The organism is uncultured Plantibacter sp. (assembly GCF_963518075.1).
Taxonomy (GTDB): domain Bacteria; phylum Actinomycetota; class Actinomycetes; order Actinomycetales; family Microbacteriaceae; genus Plantibacter; species Plantibacter flavus_A.
Map to the genome: position 1 here is coordinate 129,756 of NZ_CAUQHZ010000010.1, position 17,558 is coordinate 147,313.

The 17,558-nt window shown below is 68.7% G+C and carries 16 protein-coding genes; 15 read left to right on the forward strand and 1 reads right to left on the reverse strand.

The window, feature by feature from the left end; translation table 11 throughout:
* Positions 1–57: 57 nt before the first annotated feature.
* From ftsW to RWN05_RS13035, 15 genes are all read left to right on the forward strand, one after another.
* Entirely contained in the window at positions 58–1,251 is a 1,194-nt protein-coding gene (gene ftsW, locus RWN05_RS12965; protein ID WP_314139794.1) for a putative lipid II flippase FtsW, read from the forward strand.
* The gene (locus RWN05_RS12970) at positions 1,248–2,345 is read left to right on the forward strand and encodes a glycosyltransferase (protein ID WP_079002564.1); all 1,098 of its coding nucleotides are present in this window, start codon (positions 1,248–1,250) and stop codon (positions 2,343–2,345) included. Before ftsW ends, RWN05_RS12970 begins: the two co-directional genes overlap by 4 nt.
* Positions 2,346–2,372: 27 nt before the next feature.
* Positions 2,373–3,785, forward strand: coding sequence for a UDP-N-acetylmuramate--L-alanine ligase (gene murC / locus RWN05_RS12975; RefSeq protein WP_079002563.1), 1,413 nt, complete (start codon positions 2,373–2,375; stop codon positions 3,783–3,785).
* Positions 3,786–3,795: 10 nt separating this feature from the next.
* Positions 3,796–4,890: an FtsQ-type POTRA domain-containing protein gene (locus RWN05_RS12980; RefSeq protein WP_153303436.1), complete on the forward strand. Its 1,095-nt coding sequence runs from the start codon at positions 3,796–3,798 to the stop codon at positions 4,888–4,890.
* A 159-nt stretch (positions 4,891–5,049) separates the two neighbouring features.
* Positions 5,050–6,306, forward strand: a complete 1,257-nt coding sequence (ftsZ, locus tag RWN05_RS12985; protein WP_079002562.1) for a cell division protein FtsZ — start codon at positions 5,050–5,052, stop codon at positions 6,304–6,306.
* Positions 6,306–7,019, forward strand: a complete 714-nt coding sequence (locus RWN05_RS12990) for a YggS family pyridoxal phosphate-dependent enzyme (protein ID WP_240555461.1) — start codon at positions 6,306–6,308, stop codon at positions 7,017–7,019. The genes ftsZ and RWN05_RS12990 overlap by 1 nt, the downstream gene beginning before the upstream one ends.
* Before the next feature lie 44 nt (positions 7,020–7,063).
* Entirely contained in the window at positions 7,064–7,579 is a 516-nt protein-coding gene (locus RWN05_RS12995) for a cell division protein SepF (protein ID WP_064296992.1), read from the forward strand.
* A 7-nt stretch (positions 7,580–7,586) separates the two neighbouring features.
* Entirely contained in the window at positions 7,587–7,883 is a 297-nt protein-coding gene (locus RWN05_RS13000; RefSeq protein WP_064296991.1) for a YggT family protein, read from the forward strand.
* A gap of 174 nt (positions 7,884–8,057) precedes the next feature.
* A complete protein-coding gene (locus RWN05_RS13005) occupies positions 8,058–8,699 on the forward strand; it encodes a DivIVA domain-containing protein (RefSeq protein WP_064296990.1) in 642 nt (213 codons plus the stop codon).
* Positions 8,659–9,339, forward strand: a complete 681-nt coding sequence (gene lspA, locus RWN05_RS13010; protein ID WP_314139796.1) for a signal peptidase II — start codon at positions 8,659–8,661, stop codon at positions 9,337–9,339. The genes RWN05_RS13005 and lspA overlap by 41 nt, the downstream gene beginning before the upstream one ends.
* Positions 9,336–10,259 carry an RluA family pseudouridine synthase gene (locus RWN05_RS13015; protein WP_064296988.1) on the forward strand — a complete coding sequence of 308 codons (924 nt, stop codon included), beginning with the start codon at positions 9,336–9,338 and terminating at the stop codon, positions 10,257–10,259. Before lspA ends, RWN05_RS13015 begins: the two co-directional genes overlap by 4 nt.
* Positions 10,260–10,450: 191 nt before the next feature.
* Entirely contained in the window at positions 10,451–13,915 is a 3,465-nt protein-coding gene (dnaE, locus tag RWN05_RS13020; RefSeq protein ID WP_064297037.1) for a DNA polymerase III subunit alpha, read from the forward strand.
* Between the two features lie 61 nt (positions 13,916–13,976).
* Positions 13,977–15,347, forward strand: coding sequence for a histidinol dehydrogenase (hisD, locus tag RWN05_RS13025; RefSeq protein ID WP_079002559.1), 1,371 nt, complete (start codon positions 13,977–13,979; stop codon positions 15,345–15,347).
* The gene (gene nrdR / locus RWN05_RS13030; RefSeq protein WP_064296987.1) at positions 15,347–15,829 is read left to right on the forward strand and encodes a transcriptional regulator NrdR; all 483 of its coding nucleotides are present in this window, start codon (positions 15,347–15,349) and stop codon (positions 15,827–15,829) included. The genes hisD and nrdR overlap by 1 nt, the downstream gene beginning before the upstream one ends.
* Before the next feature lie 3 nt (positions 15,830–15,832).
* Complete coding sequence (locus tag RWN05_RS13035) at positions 15,833–16,870, forward strand: quinone-dependent dihydroorotate dehydrogenase (protein ID WP_079002558.1); 1,038 nt, start codon at positions 15,833–15,835, stop codon at positions 16,868–16,870.
* A 69-nt stretch (positions 16,871–16,939) separates the two neighbouring features.
* Here the strand turns inward: RWN05_RS13035 and RWN05_RS13040 are convergent, their stop codons facing one another.
* Entirely contained in the window at positions 16,940–17,539 is a 600-nt protein-coding gene (locus RWN05_RS13040; RefSeq protein ID WP_079002557.1) for a DUF3043 domain-containing protein, read from the reverse strand.
* Positions 17,540–17,558 lie beyond the last annotated feature (19 nt).

Genomic DNA, 17,558 nt, shown 5'->3' on the forward strand with positions numbered 1-17,558 from the left:
ATGACGGCGACCGCCTCAGGCAGTGGGACACCCGACGCGCCGACGTCGCCGAGAGGCATGTCGAGTGCGCGGATCTCGCTGGGCAAGGTGCTGCGTCCGGAGTCGAAGAACTACTTCCTCCTGCTGGGCGTCACCCTCTTCCTCGTCGGGCTCGGGCTCGTCATGGTGCTGTCCTCGTCCTCCGTCGAGTCCTACGAGGCCGGCGACGGGTATTTCGGGCTGTTCTGGCGCCAGGCGACGTTCGCGATGATCGGTGTCCCGCTCATGCTGATCGTGAGCCGCTTCCCGGCACGGTTCTGGAAGAAGTGGGCGTGGGTGTTCCTCCTCGTCGCCATGGGCTTGCAACTGCTCGTCTTCACACCGCTCGGCTACGAGATCGGCGGCAACCGCAACTGGATCGAGATCGGCGGCTTCACCGCGCAGCCCTCGGAAGCGGTCAAGCTCGCGCTGGTCGTGTGGCTCGGGCTCGTGCTGACGATCAAGCAGCCGCGTCTCCTCGAGTGGAAGCACGCCCTGATCCCGGTCATCCCCTTCGCCGGTCTCTCCATCGGCCTCGTCCTGCTCGGTGGCGACCTCGGTACCGTCGTGATCATGGCACTCATCGTGTTCTCGGCGCTGTACTTCGCGGGAGTGCGACTGCGCTACATCGCGATCCCGGTGGTCGCCGGGGCCGTGCTGTTCCTCATCATGGCCGTCACGAGCGCCAACCGCATGCAGCGCATCATGGCGTTCTTCGGCGACGGCAAGGGCGACTACGAGAACGCCGACTGGCAGTCGACCCACGGCACGTGGGCCCTGGCGAACGGCGGCCTCTGGGGCGTCGGTCTCGGCAACTCGCGCGCGAAGTACGGGTGGCTGCCGGCGATCTCGAACGACTTCATCTTCGCGGCGATCGGCGAGGAGCTGGGCCTCATCGGCGCCGTCCTCGTCCTCGGACTGTTCGTCTTCCTCGCCGTCATGTTCATCCGGGTGATCCATACCAGCGACGACTCCTTCGTCCGGATCACCACCGGCGCCATCATGGCCTGGATCATCGGCCAGGCACTCGTGAACATCGGCGTCGTCCTCGGAGTCCTCCCGGTGCTCGGCGTGCCGTTACCGCTCCTGTCCTCGGGCGGCACGGCGCTGCTCACCACGCTCGTCGCGATCGGGATCGTCCTGTCGTTCGCCCGGGAGCGGGGGCGTCACACGCCCCAGCAGTCCCGCCGGTCACCCGCTCGACGTCCCCAATCCTCCGGAGTCACCCGATGACCACCTACCTCCTCGCCGGCGGCGGCACCGCCGGCCATGTCAATCCGCTGTTGGCGGTAGCCGACGGACTCCGCGCCAGAGACCCTGAAGCGACGATCCTCGTCGTCGGCACGGCGGAGGGCCTCGAGGCTCGACTCGTCCCGGAACGCGGTTACGAGTTGCTCACGATCCCCAAACTGCCCTTCCCTCGCCGTCCGAACATCGACGCACTCCGCTTCCCCGGTCGCCTCCGCCGGGCGGTCGCAGCCGTCGTCGCGATGATCCGAGAGCACCGCGTGGACGTCGTGATCGGTTTCGGCGGCTACGCGGCCGCGCCGGCGTACACGGCGGCCAGGCGCGCCGGCGTCCCGCTGGTCATCCACGAGGCGAACGCGCGTCCAGGCCTCGCGAACCGACTCGGTGCGAGGTACACGCCCTACGTCGGTGTCGCCTTCCACCACACGCCCATCCGCAACGCACGCTTCGTCGGCATGCCGCTGCGTCGCGAGATCGAGGGGTTGGACCGCGAGACGCTCCGGTCGGCGGCCCTCGCCGAGTTCGGCCTCGTGTCGGACCGACCGCTGCTGCTCGTCACCGGCGGTTCGCTCGGCGCGAGACGGATCAACGCGACGATGAGCCAGAGCGCCGAAGACGTCGTCGCGGCAGGCTGGCAGGTGCTCCACATCACGGGTGCGAAGAGCGAGATCTCGGATCCGGGTGTCGACCACTACCACCTGCTCGAGTACTGCTCCCGGATGGAGCTCGCCATCGCCGCAGCCGACTTCGCGGTGTCGCGTGCGGGCAGCGCCACGGTCAGCGAGCTGTGTGCGGTCGGGCTGCCGGCCGTCTACGTGCCCTATCCGGTCGGCAACGGTGAGCAGCGCTTCAACGCCGCCGACGTCGTGCGGGCCGGGGGAGCGGTTATGGTAGATGACGCGCAGTTCGTGCCGGCCTGGGTGCATGAGCACCTCGTCCCGTTGCTGAGCGATCGGCACCGGGTCGACGACCTGGCCGCCCAATCCAAGAGCGTCGGTGTCTCCGACGGCACGGCTCGCGTCATCGCCCTCATCGATGAGGCGCTCCAACCATCGGTGCAGCGCGTGCGCGGCCGGTGATCCAGTCTTCCCAGAAAGCGTGACACCGTGATCAAGCCAGACCCCACCGTCGAGATCCCCGCCGACCTCGGCGTCGTGCACTTCGTCGGCATCGGCGGCAGCGGGATGAGCGGCATCGCACGGTTGTTCGTGAGCGCCGGATCGCGTGTGACCGGCTCGGACGTGCGCGAGTCGAAGAACATCGACGCACTGCGCGAGCTCGGCATCCCGGTCGCCATCGGGCACGATGCACGGAACGTCGGCGACGCTGACACCCTCGTCGTGACCGGAGCGCTCTGGGCTGACAATCCCGAGTACCTGCTCGCGAAGGAACGGGGTCTCACGATCCTGCACCGGTCGCAGGCGCTCGCGTGGCTGACCTCAGGGAAGCGACTCATCTCCGTCGCGGGGGCCCACGGGAAGACGACGTCGACCGGCATGATCATCACGGCGCTCCTGGAGCTCGGTGCCGACCCCAGCTTCGTCAACGGTGGCGTGATCGAGTCCCTCGGGCTGAGCTCGGCCAGAGGCGCCGGAGAGCTGTTCGTCGTCGAGGCGGACGAGTCGGACGGTTCGTTCCTGCTCTACGACACGGCGGTCGCGCTCATCACGAACATCGACCCGGACCACTTGGACCACTACGGCTCGCTCGAAGCGTTCGAGCAGGCGTTCGTGACCTTCGCCCAGCAGGCACGCGAACTCGTCGTCATCTCCTCGGACGACGCCGGTGCGGTCCGGATCACCCCGGCGCTCCGCGAGGCCGCGGACGGCAAGCGTGTGCTGACCTTCGGAGAGGCCGCCGACGCGGACGTCCGACTGCACGACGTCGGCTCCACCGGTCCGGTCTCCTTCCAACTCAGCTACGAGGGCACCAGCTACGCGGCTACCCTCCGCGTGCCCGGGCGCCACAACGCCGTCAACGCGGCCGGCGCCTTCGCGGTCCTCGTCGGTGTCGGATTCGACCCGGCGGACGCGCTCCGAGGCATCACCGCCTTCGGCGGGACGCAGCGCCGATTCGAACTGCACGGTGTCGTCGACGGTGTGAGCGTCTACGACGACTACGCGCACCACCCCACCGAGGTCGCCGCAGCCCTCGCCGCAGCGCGCACCGTGGTCGGCGACGGACGCATCATCGCCGTCCACCAACCGCACCTGTACAGCCGGACCCGACTGTTCGCCCAGGAGTTCGCCGACGCCCTCGAACGGTACGCCGACCACACGGTCGTGCTCGAGGTCTACGGTGCGCGCGAGGACCCCGAGCCCGGCGTGACCGGTGCGACCGTGTCGACCCGGTTCTCCGACGCGGACCGCGTCGCGTACATCGACGACTGGCAGCGCGCCGCGGACTACACGGCGACGGTCGTGCGACCAGGCGACTTCGTCATCACGCTCGGATGCGGCGACGTCTACCGGATCGTTCCGCAGCTCCTCGAGGCCATCGCCGGTCGCGAGTCCGTCTGATGGGCGTCCGGTGAAGCGCCCGGACGGCTTCGACCCCGCGGCCAGTCCGCGCTCCGAGCGTCAGACACGGCCGGCGGTGTCGGCCCCGGTCGACCGCGACGGCGTGACCGCCGAGCCCGTCGCCGATCAGGAGACGGACGTCATCGAGCTCGACGCCGCTCGGCTCCGGCCGAAGCGGTCGGGTGCCGGCGCATCCGCCCGGCCGTCGGGCCCGAGGTCGACATCGAGGTCGGCTTCACCCTCAGCGACGCCGTCCCCGTCGTCGAAGGTCGATGCGAAACCGGCGGCGACGTCCTCCACCTCCGCGACGGTGACCCTGGAGCGCCCGGACGAACCTGCTGACGATGCCTTCCTCACCCCGCGTGAGGCCGCCAAGCTGCGACGTCGTCACGAACGCCAGGAGATCCGTCGGTTCACGGCCCGCAAGCGTGGCCGCCACCGTCCTTGGGTGATCGCGGCCGCGATCCTCGGCGTCCTGATCGTCGTCTCGGTCGCCGGAGCCTATTCGCCGCTGCTGGCAGTCCGGTCCATCGAGGTCGTCGGCGCGAGCCGGGTGAACCAGGCCGAGATCACCGAGGCGCTCAGTGACCAGCTGGGTCGCCCACTCGCACTGGTCGACGCGGGAGCCGTCAAGGCGGTGCTCGTCGGATACCCGCTCATCGCGAGTTACTCCCTCGAATCCCAGCCTCCGAGCACACTCGTCGTGCGGATCGTCGAACGCGAGCCGGTGGGCGTGCTGCAGTCCGGATCGGTGTACACCCTGGTCGACGCCGCCGGGGTCACGATCGAGCGCAGCGACCAGCCGATCGCCGGGTATCCGACGCTCATGGTCACCGGTGGCCCGACCTCCAAAGGCTTCGTCGCCGCGGCCGCGGTGATCCGGGCGTTGCCGACGGATCTGCGTGCCCGCGTGGCGTCCGTTTCGGCGTCGACCGCGGACGACGTCACCCTCACGCTCGTGGACTCGCCCGCCGAGGTCGTGTGGGGGAGTGCGGAGGACTCGGTCCTCAAAGCGCGGATCCTCGCGACCACGATGGCGGCCACCGACCCGTCCCAGGTGAACCAGTACGACGTGTCGTCGCCGTCCGCCGCCATCGTCCGCTGAGGAAGCGCACCGGGATATTCCCGTCGATGTGCCGACACGCCCGGAAGCGTCCCGACACGGTCGGGGCTGGGCCCTAACGTCGTGCTCAGGACAGAAAATGCATACGCAGCATAACTTTAAACCTTAACTAGAGGTTGAGAGTTCTCACGGAGGCCTGAAGTGACTACAAACCAGAACTACCTCGCCGTCATCAAGGTCGTCGGTATCGGCGGCGGCGGTGTCAACGCGGTCAACCGCATGATCGAGCTCGGCCTCCGAGGCGTGGAATTCATCGCCATCAACACGGACGCGCAAGCGCTGCTGATGAGCGATGCCGACGTCAAGCTCGACGTCGGCCGCGAGATCACCCGCGGCCTCGGCGCCGGTGCCGACCCCGAGGTCGGACGCCGTGCGGCGGAGGATCACGCCGAGGAGATCGAAGAGGCGATCGCCGGCGCCGACATGGTGTTCGTCACCGCCGGCGAGGGTGGCGGCACCGGAACCGGTGGCGCACCCGTCGTGGCACGGATCGCGAAGTCGATCGGTGCGCTGACCATCGGTGTCGTCACGAAGCCCTTCGGCTTCGAGGGTCGTCGCCGTCAGGCCCAGGCCGAGCTCGGCGTCGCCCGCCTGAAGGAGGAGGTCGACACGCTCATCGTCGTGCCGAACGACCGCCTGCTGGAGATCAGCGACCGCGGCATCAGCATGCTCGAGGCGTTCGCGACCGCCGACCAGGTACTCCTCGCCGGTGTCCAGGGCATCACCGACCTCATCACCACCCCCGGCCTCATCAACCTCGACTTCGCCGACGTCAAGTCGGTCATGCAGGGAGCCGGCTCCGCCCTCATGGGTATCGGCTCCTCGCGTGGCGCGGACCGTGCCATCAAGGCGGCTGAACTCGCCGTCGCCTCCCCGCTCCTCGAAGCGAGCATCGAGGGCGCCCACGGTGTCCTGCTGTCCATCCAGGGTGGCTCGAACCTCGGCATCTTCGAGATCAACGACGCAGCCAAGCTCGTCCAGGAGGCCGTGCACCCCGAGGCGAACATCATCTTCGGTGCGGTCGTCGACGACACCCTCGGCGACGAGGTGCGCGTCACCGTCATCGCCGCCGGATTCGACGGTGGCGAGCCCCTCACCAGGACGGCGGCCTCGCCGGCCGACGCGGTCATCTCGGGCGGCGTCATGAGCACCTCTGACGAGGCGCCCAGTGCTCCGATCAGCACCTCGGCCAATCCGGCCTCCGAGTCGTCCGAGCACCGCTCGGCACCTGCTGCGGCGCCGGTCGCCTCCGGCGGTGACTGGGGCTCCAGGCAGAACGCGTCCTCGCCCTTCTCCGGTGCGACGCACCGCCAGCCTGAAGCGGTCGTCGAGACCGCCGTCGTCGACCCCTCGTTCGACGACGAGGGCGAGCTGGACATCCCCGACTTCCTGAAGTAGTGGGCGGCGACTCGATCACCCCGGCCGGATCGGGCTCTTCGGAGCCCGATCCGGCTCTGGTCGATCGCCTCGCGGCGATCCGCGGCCGCGTCGCAGACGCCGCCCGTGCAGCCGGTCGAGCCGATGAGCCGACGCTCATCGTCGTGACGAAGTTCCATCCGGTCGCACTCGTGCAGCAGCTCGCGGCCGCCGGGGTGACCGACGTGGGGGAGAACCGACACCCGGAGGCCCGTGACAAGGCCGAGGCTGCGTCCGGACTCGGGTTGCGGTGGCACTTCGTCGGCCAGTTGCAGACGAACAAGGCCAAGCAGGTGCGCCGATACGTCGACGCCGTGCACTCGGTGGACCGACCCGAACTCCTGCGGGCGCTCTCATCACCGGACCGCCTCCTCGAGGTCTTCCTCCAGGTGAACCTGACCGACGACCCGGGTCGGGGTGGCGTGGTCGGCGATGCGGCGCTGGAAGCGCTCGCCACGGAGACGCTCGAGGCCGAGGGTGTCGTCCTGCGGGGCGTCATGGCCGTCGCGCCGCTCGACGAGCCGCCGGCCGATGCGTTCGCGCGCGTCGTCGCGGCGTCCGCGCGGGTGCGATCCCTCGCTCCGCAGGCCGACGGTCTGTCGATCGGGATGAGCCACGACTACGTCGAGGCGATCGAAGCGGGCGCGACACACCTACGCATCGGCACGGCAATCACCGGGAATCGTCCGGTGTGACGTTAATCTCGAAGGTGCAAGGACCGCAGATCACGGAGGAAACGATGTCGAACCCACTGAAGAAGACCATGGTGTACCTCGGGCTCGCCGACGATGATCTCGAGTACGAGCAGCAGCACGCTGCTCAGGCCGAGCCCACGCAGCAGGCCGAGCCTCGCCGGGCAGAACGTCCTGAGCGCGCAGAGCGGGTCGAGCGCGTCGAGAAGGCCGCTCCCGTGACCCCGCTGCGCAAGCCGGTCCCGGTCCGTCAGCCGGTCGCCCCGAGCTCCGACCTCAACGAGATCCTCACGGTGCACCCCAAGCAGTACCGCGACGCTCAGATCATCGCCGAGAGCTTCCGCGACGGTGTGCCGGTCATCATCAACCTCTCCCAGATGAGCGACGGCGACGCCCGACGCCTCATCGACTTCGCCAGTGGCCTCTCACAGGGCCTCTACGGGAAGATCGAGCGAGTGACGAGCAAGGTGTTCCTGCTCTCGCCCGAGCACGTCGCCGTTTCCGGCGACAACGGGCAGGGTGCACCGGAAGCGACCGAGGCGACCTTCTTCGCTCAGTCATAATCGAGGGGTGGCTTCTCTCATCTCCGTGATCGGCACGATCCTCTATCTCGCGCTGCTCCTGTACTTCTTCGTCCTCTGGGCGCGGTTCATCCTCGACCTGGCTCGGGTGCTCCGCCCGCAGTGGCGACCGTCGGGCGTCGGCCTGGTCCTCGCCGAGCTGAGTTTCACGGTCACCGACCCGCCGATCCGGTTCTTCCGCCGCGTCCTGCCGCGCGTCGCGGTCGGTCCCGTCGCGCTCGACTTCGGTTGGACGCTGACGATGCTGTGTTGCATCATCGCGATGACGCTCGTCCAGCTCCTGTAGCCGCCGACGTCGGTGCACGCGCAGGGTTCACGACGATTGTGCGGCTACGATAGAACGCCCGTCACCTGACGGGAAGCTCCGACGCTGACAACATGTCTCACCCACTGGGTCAGACTTTGCTAGCGTGGGGGCGTTGTACACAGATTTTCGATTCGACAGTGAAGGTGGTTCGCTATGGCGCTCACTCCCGAAGACGTGGTCCAGAAGCGGTTTCAGCAGACCAAGTTCCGCGAAGGCTACGACCAGGACGAGGTGGACGACTTCCTCGACGAGGTCGTCGTCGAACTGCGTCGCCTCATCCAGGAGAAGGACGAGGTCCAGCAGAAGCTGACCGCGGCCGAGGCCAAGGTCGCCGAGCTGCAGAAGGGCGGTTCCTCCGCTCCCGCCGCGCTCGCGAAGGCTGAGCCCGCTCCCGCACCGGCTCCGGTCGTCGCACCCGCAGCGGCTCCTGCCGCAGAGTCGACCGACAACACGGCCGAGAGCTCCAACAACCTCCTGCAGCTGGCGCGCCGCCTGCACGACGAGCACGTCGCAGAGGGCGCTCAGCGTCGCGACGCACTCATCGCCGAAGGTCACGCGACCGCAGCACGTGTCGTCGCCGAGGCCGAGGCCAAGCAGCGCGCACAGATGCAGATCCTCGAGCAGGAACGCTCCGTGCTGGAGCACAAGATCGACGAGCTGCGCAACTTCGAGCGTGAGTACCGCTCGCAGCTCCGCAGCTACATCGAGGGTCAGCTGAAGGACCTCGACGCCTCGTCGTCGAGCTCCGCTCCCGATGCGAAGTCCGGCGTCACCGCCGACAGCGCAGCGGTCTAGCGCAGACACCCGGTTGTCTCCCGCATCACCGTCGAAGGCCAGCGCCAGGACTCTTGCAGTCCTGGCGCTGGTTGCCGTCGTGGCCTATTCGGCCGATCAGTTCACGAAGTTCCTCGTCACCACCAACCTGACGGTCGGTGAGTCCGTCCCCGTCTTCGGGCAGGCGCTGGTCCTGTACTTCGTCAAGAATTCGGGTGCCGCCTTCTCGCTGGGGGCCGGCTACACCTGGATCTTCTCGATCCTCGCCGCGGTCGTCGTCGTCGTCATCGTCTGGTTCGCGCGCCGCATCCGTTCGCGAGCGTGGGCGATCGTCTTCGGTCTGCTCCTCGGCGGCGTGCTCGGCAACCTGACCGACCGCCTCTTCCGCGAGCCGTCCTTCGGCCTCGGCCACGTCGTCGACTTCATCTCGACGCCCTGGATGCTCCCCGCGATCTACAACGTCGCCGACATCTGCATCGTGGTCAGCATGGCGCTGTTCATCCTCCTGACGCTCTTCGGTGTCAACCTCGACGGCACGCGCACGACGCGCGCGAGCGAGCGGGCAGCCCAGGAGGCGGAGGACCGTGAGGCTGCAGCAGACACGGACCCCCTCGATCCCGCGGAGCCCGGCGACGCGAACCCGGACGCAGGTCGCCCGTGAACGAGTCCCGCAGCCTGTACGTCCCCGACGGACTCGACGGCGAGCGCGTCGACGCCGGACTCGCCAAGCTCCTGGGCTTCTCGCGCAGCTACGCGGCCGAGGTGGCCGTGGCCGGCGGAGTCGCCATGAACGGGAAGTCGGTCGACAAGTCCGACCGCCTGCTCGGCGGCGCCTGGCTCGAGATCGAATGGACGCCTCGACGGGAGGCCGTGATCGTCCCGATCGCCGTCCCCGACCTCGGCATCGTCCACGACGACGACGAGATCGTCGTCGTCGACAAGCCTGCGGGCGTCGCGGCGCATCCTTCGGTCGGTTGGGAGGGACCGACGGTGCTCGGTGCCCTCGCGGCGGCGGGCTTCCGCATCTCGACCTCGGGAGCCGCCGAGCGCGCAGGCATCGTCCATCGGCTGGACGCCGGGACGAGCGGCCTCATGGTCGTCGCGAAGACCGAGCGGGCCTACACCTGGCTCAAGCGGGCCTTCCACGACCGCGAGGTCGAGAAGATCTACCGCGCTGTGGTGCAGGGGCACCCCGATCCACTCGCGGGCACCATCGACGGACCGATCGGCCGCCATCCGCGTCACGACTGGCGGTTCGCCGTGACAGCCGACGGCAAGCCGTCGATCACCCACTACGAGACGCTCGAGGCGTTCCCGTACGCCTCGCTGCTCGAGGTGCACCTGGAGACCGGCCGCACCCACCAGATCCGCGTGCACATGGCGGCCCAGCGGCACCCCTGCGTCGGCGACACGATGTACGGAGCCGACGCTGCGCTCTCAGCTCGGCTGGGGCTCACCCGCCAGTGGCTCCACGCCACGAAGCTCGGGTTCGCCCACCCGGCCACGGGGGAGTTCGTGCGGTTCGAGGCTGCCTATCCGGCGGACCTCCAGCACGCCCTGTCCGTGCTCGAACTCGACTGAGCCGACGCCCAGCCCTCCCGTCGCCATGCGTGACGACGTCGCAGGAGTCGACCGTCAGCGGTGACGGTTAGGCTGGATCACAGACCACCTCGGCGTCCGCGCCGAACCCCACAGCACGATCCCCGGAGGCGCCGTCCGTGCCCACGTCCACCGATTCGTTCGTCCATCTGCACGTCCACAGCGAGTATTCGATGCTCGACGGAGCAGCCCGCGTGAAGCCGCTCATCCAGGCCGCGGTCGAGCAGGGTATGCCCGCCGTCGCCGTGACCGACCACGGCAACATGTTCGGCGCATTCGACTTCTGGCGCACGGCGACCGATGCCGGGATCAAGCCGATCATCGGGACCGAGGCGTACATCACCCCGGGGACCGCGCGCGGTGACCGGACGCGGATCAAGTGGGGCGACGGCGGGGGAGACGACGTCTCCGGCGCCGGCGCCTACACACACATGACCTTGCTCTCGGAGACGACCGAGGGGATGCACAACCTCTTCCGGCTCTCGTCGAAGGCGTCGATCGAGGGGTACTACTTCAAGCCGCGCATGGACCGGGAGATCCTGAGTCAGTACAGCGCCGGCCTCATCGCGACGACCGGCTGCCCGAGTGGCGAGGTGCAGACGAGACTCCGTCTCGGCCAGTACGACGAGGCGGTCAAGGCCGCTGCGGACTTCCGCGACATCTTCGGCGCGGAGAACTACTTCTGCGAGATCATGGACCACGGGCTCGGGATCGAGCGCCGGATCATGGCCGACCTCATCAGGCTGTCGAAAGACCTCGGTCTCCCGCTCCTCGCGACGAACGACCTCCACTACACGCACGCTGCGGACGCCAAAGCGCACGCCGCCCTCCTCTGCGTGCAGTCCGGTTCCACGCTCAACGACCCGAACCGCTTCAAGTTCGACGCCGACGAGTTCTACCTGAAGTCCGCGGACGAGATGCGCCGGCTGTTCCGTGAGTACCCCGAGGCGTGCGACAACACCCTCGCGATCGCCGAGCGATGCGACGTCGCCTTCGACACCTCGGCCAACTACATGCCGCGCTTCCCCGTGCCGGAGGGGGAGAACGAGGAGAGCTGGTTCATCAAGGAGGTCGAGACCGGGCTGAACCTGCGGTACCCGAACGGGATCCCCGCCGACGTCCGCGAGCGTGCGAACTACGAGACGCGCGTCATCGTGCAGATGGGCTTCCCCGGGTACTTCCTCGTCGTCGCCGACTTCATCCAGTGGTCGAAGCGCAACGGCATCCGCGTCGGGCCCGGTCGTGGTTCCGGTGCGGGTTCCATGGCGGCGTACGCGATGCAGATCACCGATCTCGACCCACTCCGCCACGGGCTCATCTTCGAGCGGTTCCTCAACCCCGACCGCGTCTCGATGCCCGACTTCGACGTCGACTTCGACGACCGCCGCCGCGGCGAGGTCATCAAGTACGTCACCGAGAAGTACGGCGACGAGCGCGTCGCGCAGATCGTCACGTACGGCACCATCAAGGCCAAGCAGGCGCTCAAGGACTCGTCGCGCGTCCTCGGCTTCCCGTTCGGCATGGGCGACAAGCTGACGAAGGCCATGCCGCCGGCGGTCATGGGCAAGGACATCCCGCTCGAGGGCATCCTCGACACCAAGCACCCGCGGTACAAGGAGGCGGTCGACCTCCGTGGGATCCTCGACACCGACCCGGAGGCGCGGACCGTCTTCGAGACCGCGCTCGGCATCGAGAACCTGAAGCGCCAGTGGGGCGTCCACGCGGCCGGCGTGATCATGTCGAGCGACCCGCTCATCGACATCATCCCGATCATGAAGCGCGAGCAGGACGGCCAGATCGTCACGCAGTTCGACTACCCGGCGTGCGAGTCCCTCGGATTGATCAAGATGGACTTCCTCGGGTTGCGCAACCTGACGATCATCAACGACGCCCTCGACAACATCAAGAGCAACCGCGATCTCGACCTCGTCCTCGAGGATCTCGAGCTCGACGACCGCGGCGCCTACGAACTCCTGTCCCGAGGCGACACCCTCGGGGTGTTCCAACTCGACGGCGGACCGATGCGCGCGCTGCTGCGCCTCATGAAGCCCGACAACTTCGAGGACATCTCGGCGCTGATCGCCCTGTACCGGCCCGGGCCGATGGGCGCGAACTCGCACACGAACTACGCGCTGCGGAAGAACGGCCTGCAGGAGATCACCCCGATCCATCCGCAGCTCGAGGAACCGCTCTCCGAGATCCTGTCGACGAGCTACGGCCTGATCATCTATCAGGAGCAGGTGATGGCGATCGCGCAGAAGGTCGCAGGCTTCTCCCTCGGACAGGCCGACATCCTCCGTCGTGCGATGGGCAAGAAGAAGAAGTCCGAACTGGACAAGCAGTTCGAGGGCTTCTCCGGCGGCATGGTCGCGAACGGCTTCTCGATGGAGGCCGTCAACAAGCTGTGGGAGATCCTCCTCCCGTTCTCGGACTACGCCTTCAACAAAGCGCACTCCGCCGCCTACGGGGTCATCTCCTACTGGACGGCGTACCTCAAGGCGCACTACCCGGCCGAGTACATGGCCGGTCTGCTGACGAGTGTCGGCGACTCCAAGGACAAGATGGCGCTCTACCTCAACGAGTGCCGCCGCATGGGGATCCAGGTCCTGCCACCCGACGTCAACGAGTCCATCGGGTTCTTCGCCGCAGTCGGGGAGGACATCCGGTTCGGTCTGGGTGCCGTGCGCAACGTCGGTTCGAACGTCGTGGAGCTCATCCGGCAGGCGCGCGAGCGCGAGGGCCGGTTCACCTCCTTCCACGACTTCCTCCGCAAGGTGCCGCTGCCGGTGGCGAACAAGCGGACCATCGAGTCGCTCATCAAGGCCGGCGCGTTCGACTCCATGGGCGACAGCAGACGTGCGCTCTACGAGATCCACGAGGACGCCGTCGACTCGGTCGTGAAGGACAAGCGTGCCGAGGCGTCCGGGAGCATCGGCTTCGACTTCGACAGCCTGTTCGCCGAGGTCGGCGAGGTGCCGCTCGCGAGCGTCCCCGCGCGTCCCGACTGGAGCAAGCGCGACAAACTCAACTTCGAGCGGGAGATGCTGGGGCTGTACGTCTCGGACCACCCGCTGGCCGGACTCGAGATCGAGTTAGCGAAGCACGCCACGACGACCATCACCGACCTCATGACCTCCGAGGGCATGGACGGCGAGACCGTCGTGATCTCGGGGCTCGTCACGAGTGTCCAGCATCGGATCGCCAAGGCCTCCGGCAACCAGTACGGCATGATCCAGGTCGAGGACTTCGGCGGCGAGATGACCGCCATGTTCATGGGCAAGGCGTATCAGGAGTTCGCCTCCGAACTCGTCGGCGACTCGATCGTGGTGGTCCGCGGGCGGGTCAGTGTCCGAGACGACGGGATGAACCTCCACGCGTACAGCATCTTCTCGCCCGAACTGCCAGAGGCCGGTGCCGACCGCATGCTCCAGCTGTCGATGGCGGACGCCCGGGCGACGACCGAGACGGTGACCACGCTCAGCGACGTCCTGACGCGGCACGCCGGGTCGACCGAGGTCCGGTTGAAGCTCATCCGAGGCGAGATCGCGCGGGTGTTCGAGCTGCCCCATCGCGTCAGCCTCTCGTCCGGACTCTTCGGCGAGCTGAAGTCCCTGCTCGGCCCGAACTGTCTCGGCTGACCCCGCTCGGGCGCGGGCGGCAGCCGGGACGGTCCGCTGCGGACGATAGGCTGTGACGGCCATGATCACCACCATTGACCTCAGGGGAGTGCGGCCGAGCCGCACCGAGCTCCTGGACATGCTGCCCCGTCCCGTCGTCGACATCACCGCGGCAGCGCATGCCGCTCAGACGCTGATCGACGACGTCCGAGCGGACGGGTCCGAGGCCCTCTCGGCGCAGGCGGACCGGTTCGACGGGGGACGCCCCGAGCGGATCCGCGTCCCACAGGCCGAGATCGACGCCGCCGTTACGGCACTCGAGCCGGCCGTGCGCGCCGCGCTCGTCGAGGCCATCGACCGGGTCCGGACGGCCACCAGGGCGCAGGTCCCGCCGGAGCGCACGACCGAGCTCGGCGACGGCGCGACTGTCGTGCAGCGCTGGGCCCCGGTCGGCCGTGTCGGCCTCTACGTCCCGGGTGGGAAGGCCGTCTACCCGTCGAGCGTCGTCATGAACGTCGTGCCGGCACAGGAGGCCGGCGTCGGCTCCGTGGCGCTCGCTTCGCCCCCGCAGCGCGAGTTCGGCGGGCGCGTCCACCCGACGATCCTCGGCGCCGCCGGGCTGCTCGGGGTGACCGAGGTCTACGCCATGGGCGGCGCCGGAGCGATCGGTGCGTTCGCCTACGGAGTGCCCGACCTCGCCCTCGACCCGGTCGATGTCGTGACCGGCCCGGGCAACATCTTCGTGGCGGCCGCCAAGCGCCTCGTGAAGGGGCAGGTGGGGATCGACGCCGAAGCCGGGACGACCGAGATCCTGGTCATCGCGGACGCCGGGGCCGATGCCCGGCTCGTCGCGGCCGACCTCGTCAGCCAGGCGGAACACGACGAGGCGGCGGCATCACTGCTCGTCACCGACAGCGCGCCGCTCGCGACCGCGGTGGAGGAGTGGCTGCAGCGGTACGCCGCAGGCACGCGTCACGGATCGCGCGTCGTCGAGGCCCTGGGCGGACCGCAGTCGGCGATCGTGCTCGTCGACGACTTGGAGGCGGCCGTGGCGTTCAGCAACGCGTACGGGCCGGAGCACCTCGAGGTGCAGACGCGCGACCCGGAGTCGCTTCTCGGCGCCATCACGAACGCCGGCGCGATCTTCCTCGGTGATCACACCCCGGTGAGCCTCGGAGACTACCTGGCCGGGTCGAACCACGTCCTCCCCACGGGCGGCCAGGCGCGGTTCTCCTCGGGCCTCGGAGCGTTCACCTTCCTCCGGCCGCAGCAGGTCGTCCGGTACGACGAACCGGCGCTCCGCCAGGTCTCGGCCCACATCGTGGCCCTCTCGGGCTCGGAGGACCTGCCGGCGCACGGCGAGGCGGTGACGGCCCGCTTCGGGCTCGTCGATGCCGAAATCCGTGCGGCCGACGACACCACCGCCCCCACCGCCCCCGAGGGAGCCCGCTGATGTACTGCCCGTTCTGCCGCCACCCGGACTCCCGGGTGATCGACTCCCGCACCAGCGACGACGGACTCGCCATCCGCCGACGTCGGCAGTGCCCCGAGTGCGGGAGGCGCTTCAGCACCATGGAGACCTCGAGTCTCGGTGTGATCAAGCGTTCCGGCGTGGTTGAGCCCTTCAGCCGGGAGAAGGTCGTGAGCGGTGTCCGCAAGGCCTGCCAGGGTCGCCCGGTGACGGACTCGGACCTCGCCGTCCTGGCTCAGCGGGTGGAGGAGTCCATCCGCGCCACCGGCGCGTCGCAGATCGACGCGAACGACATCGGACTGGCGATCCTCGCACCGCTGCGGGAGCTGGACGAGGTCGCGTACCTCCGCTTCGCTAGCGTGTACCAGGCCTTCGAATCGCTCGACGACTTCGAGTCCGCGATCGCGCTGCTGCGCGTCGAGCACGCTTCGGGCGCCGCCCCCGTCCCGTCCGAGGAGCTCTGAGCCGTGTACCGCTTCCTCTTCGCCCAGGTGCTGTCCAAGCTCGATCCCGAACGCGCACACCACCTGGCTTTCGACGTCATCCGCGCGCTTCCCGCGACCGGCCTCGGCCCCGCCATCAGGCGCTGGACGCTGCCGCGACTCGACCAGTCGGTGGAGACGCTGGGGCTGCGGTTCGAGACTCCGTTCGGTGTCGCCGCCGGCTTCGACAAGGACGGCAAGGGCGTCCTCGGTCTCGGACTGCTCGGGTTCGGCCATGTCGAGGTGGGCACGATCACGGCGATCCCGCAGCCGGGTAATCCCAAGCCCCGACTGTTCCGACTCATCGCCGATCGGGCGGTCGTCAACCGCATGGGCTTCAACAACGGGGGAGCCGACCAGGCCAGGCGTCGGCTCGAACGGACCGCGCGGGTGAGCCGCCGACCCGTCCTCGGCGTGAACATCGGCAAGAGCCGTGTCGTGGACGTCGCCGACGCCACGGCCGACTACGTCCGGAGCGCGACGCTCCTCGCGCCAGTGGCCGACTACCTCGTGGTCAACGTCAGCTCGCCGAACACCCCTGGGCTCCGCGGCCTCCAGGAGCTCGACCAGCTCGCGCCGCTGCTCGAGGCCGTCCGCGCCGCCGCCGGTTCGACGCCGTTGCTCGTCAAGATCGCGCCCGACCTCAGCGATGCGGAGGTCGACCGCATCGCGGAGCTGGTCGTGGAACTCGGCCTGGACGGCGTCATCGCGACGAACACGACCATCTCGCGCGACGGACTGACCACCGACCCCACCCTCGTCGAGGCGGCCGGGGCCGGTGGACTATCCGGTGCACCGCTGGCCGCCCGCTCGCTCGTCGTCCTGCGGCGCATCCGGGCCATCGTGCCCCCGGAGTTGTGCGTCATCTCGGTCGGAGGCGTCGACACCGCCGAAGACGTCCGGGAGCGTCTGGCCGCGGGAGCCACGCTGGTGCAGGGGTACACGGCGTTCCTCTACCGCGGGCCGCTCTGGGCGAGGCACATCAACCGCGGGCTCGACCGACTGGCTCGAACCGGCCGCTGAGCGGTACCACGCGCTGTCGACGACGAACGCCCGCCGGTCTGGGACCGGCGGGCGTTCGGTTTCGTGGGACTACTTGTTGGGGAACTGGCCGCGCTTGACCTGCGGCTTGGGCAGGCGGAGCGGGCGCAGCTGCAGCGCGCGCATGGCGGCGTACCAGCGCACGCCCCGCTCGTCCTGCCCGAACTTCGCCCGCAGCGCCTTCCGGACGCGGAAGCCGAGGAAGAAGCAGTCGGCGATCGCGATGATGAAGAACACCCAGAGGGTGAGCATGCCGTAGACCTGGATCTCGGGCACCGGCATGAAGGTGAGGATGATCACGAGGAACATCACCGGGATCATGAACTCACCGATGTTGAACCGGGCGTCGACGTAGTCGCGGACGAACTTCTTCTGCGGGCCGCGCTCGCGTGCCGGGAGGAACTTGTCGTCGCCGGCGGCCATGCCGGCCTGCGCCCGCCTCCGTGCCTCGGCCTGCTGCGCCTTCGCCGCCCTCGAGGCCTCCTTGCGGTCGGAGGGGACGAGTGGACGCTTGTTCTGCGCCTCGCGTTCCGCCCGGGACGGGGTCGGTCGACCCTTCGCCTCCTTGGCGCCGCGGGCGAGGCGCTCAGCCGTCTGCGCTGCGGTCTCGACGATCGGCTCTGATGCCGGGGTGCTCTGCTGTTTGGCCACGATGGAACGTCCTTGATTC

Bases quoted from the DNA above. Each gene is read 5' to 3' on its own strand.
- ftsW (WP_314139794.1), top strand. From the start codon at position 58: ATGTCGAGTGCGCGGATCTCGCTGGGCAAGGTGCTGCGTCCGGAGTCG.
- lspA (WP_314139796.1), top strand. From the start codon at position 8,659: ATGCGAAGTCCGGCGTCACCGCCGACAGCGCAGCGGTCTAGCGCAGAC.
- dnaE (WP_064297037.1), top strand. From the start codon at position 10,451: ATGCTCGACGGAGCAGCCCGCGTGAAGCCGCTCATCCAGGCCGCGGTC.
- RWN05_RS12995 (WP_064296992.1), top strand. From the start codon at position 7,064: ATGTCGAACCCACTGAAGAAGACCATGGTGTACCTCGGGCTCGCCGAC.
- RWN05_RS13005 (WP_064296990.1), top strand. From the start codon at position 8,058: ATGGCGCTCACTCCCGAAGACGTGGTCCAGAAGCGGTTTCAGCAGACC.
- RWN05_RS12970 (WP_079002564.1), top strand. From the start codon at position 1,248: ATGACCACCTACCTCCTCGCCGGCGGCGGCACCGCCGGCCATGTCAAT.
- nrdR (WP_064296987.1), top strand. From the start codon at position 15,347: ATGTACTGCCCGTTCTGCCGCCACCCGGACTCCCGGGTGATCGACTCC.
- hisD (WP_079002559.1), top strand. From the start codon at position 13,977: ATGATCACCACCATTGACCTCAGGGGAGTGCGGCCGAGCCGCACCGAG.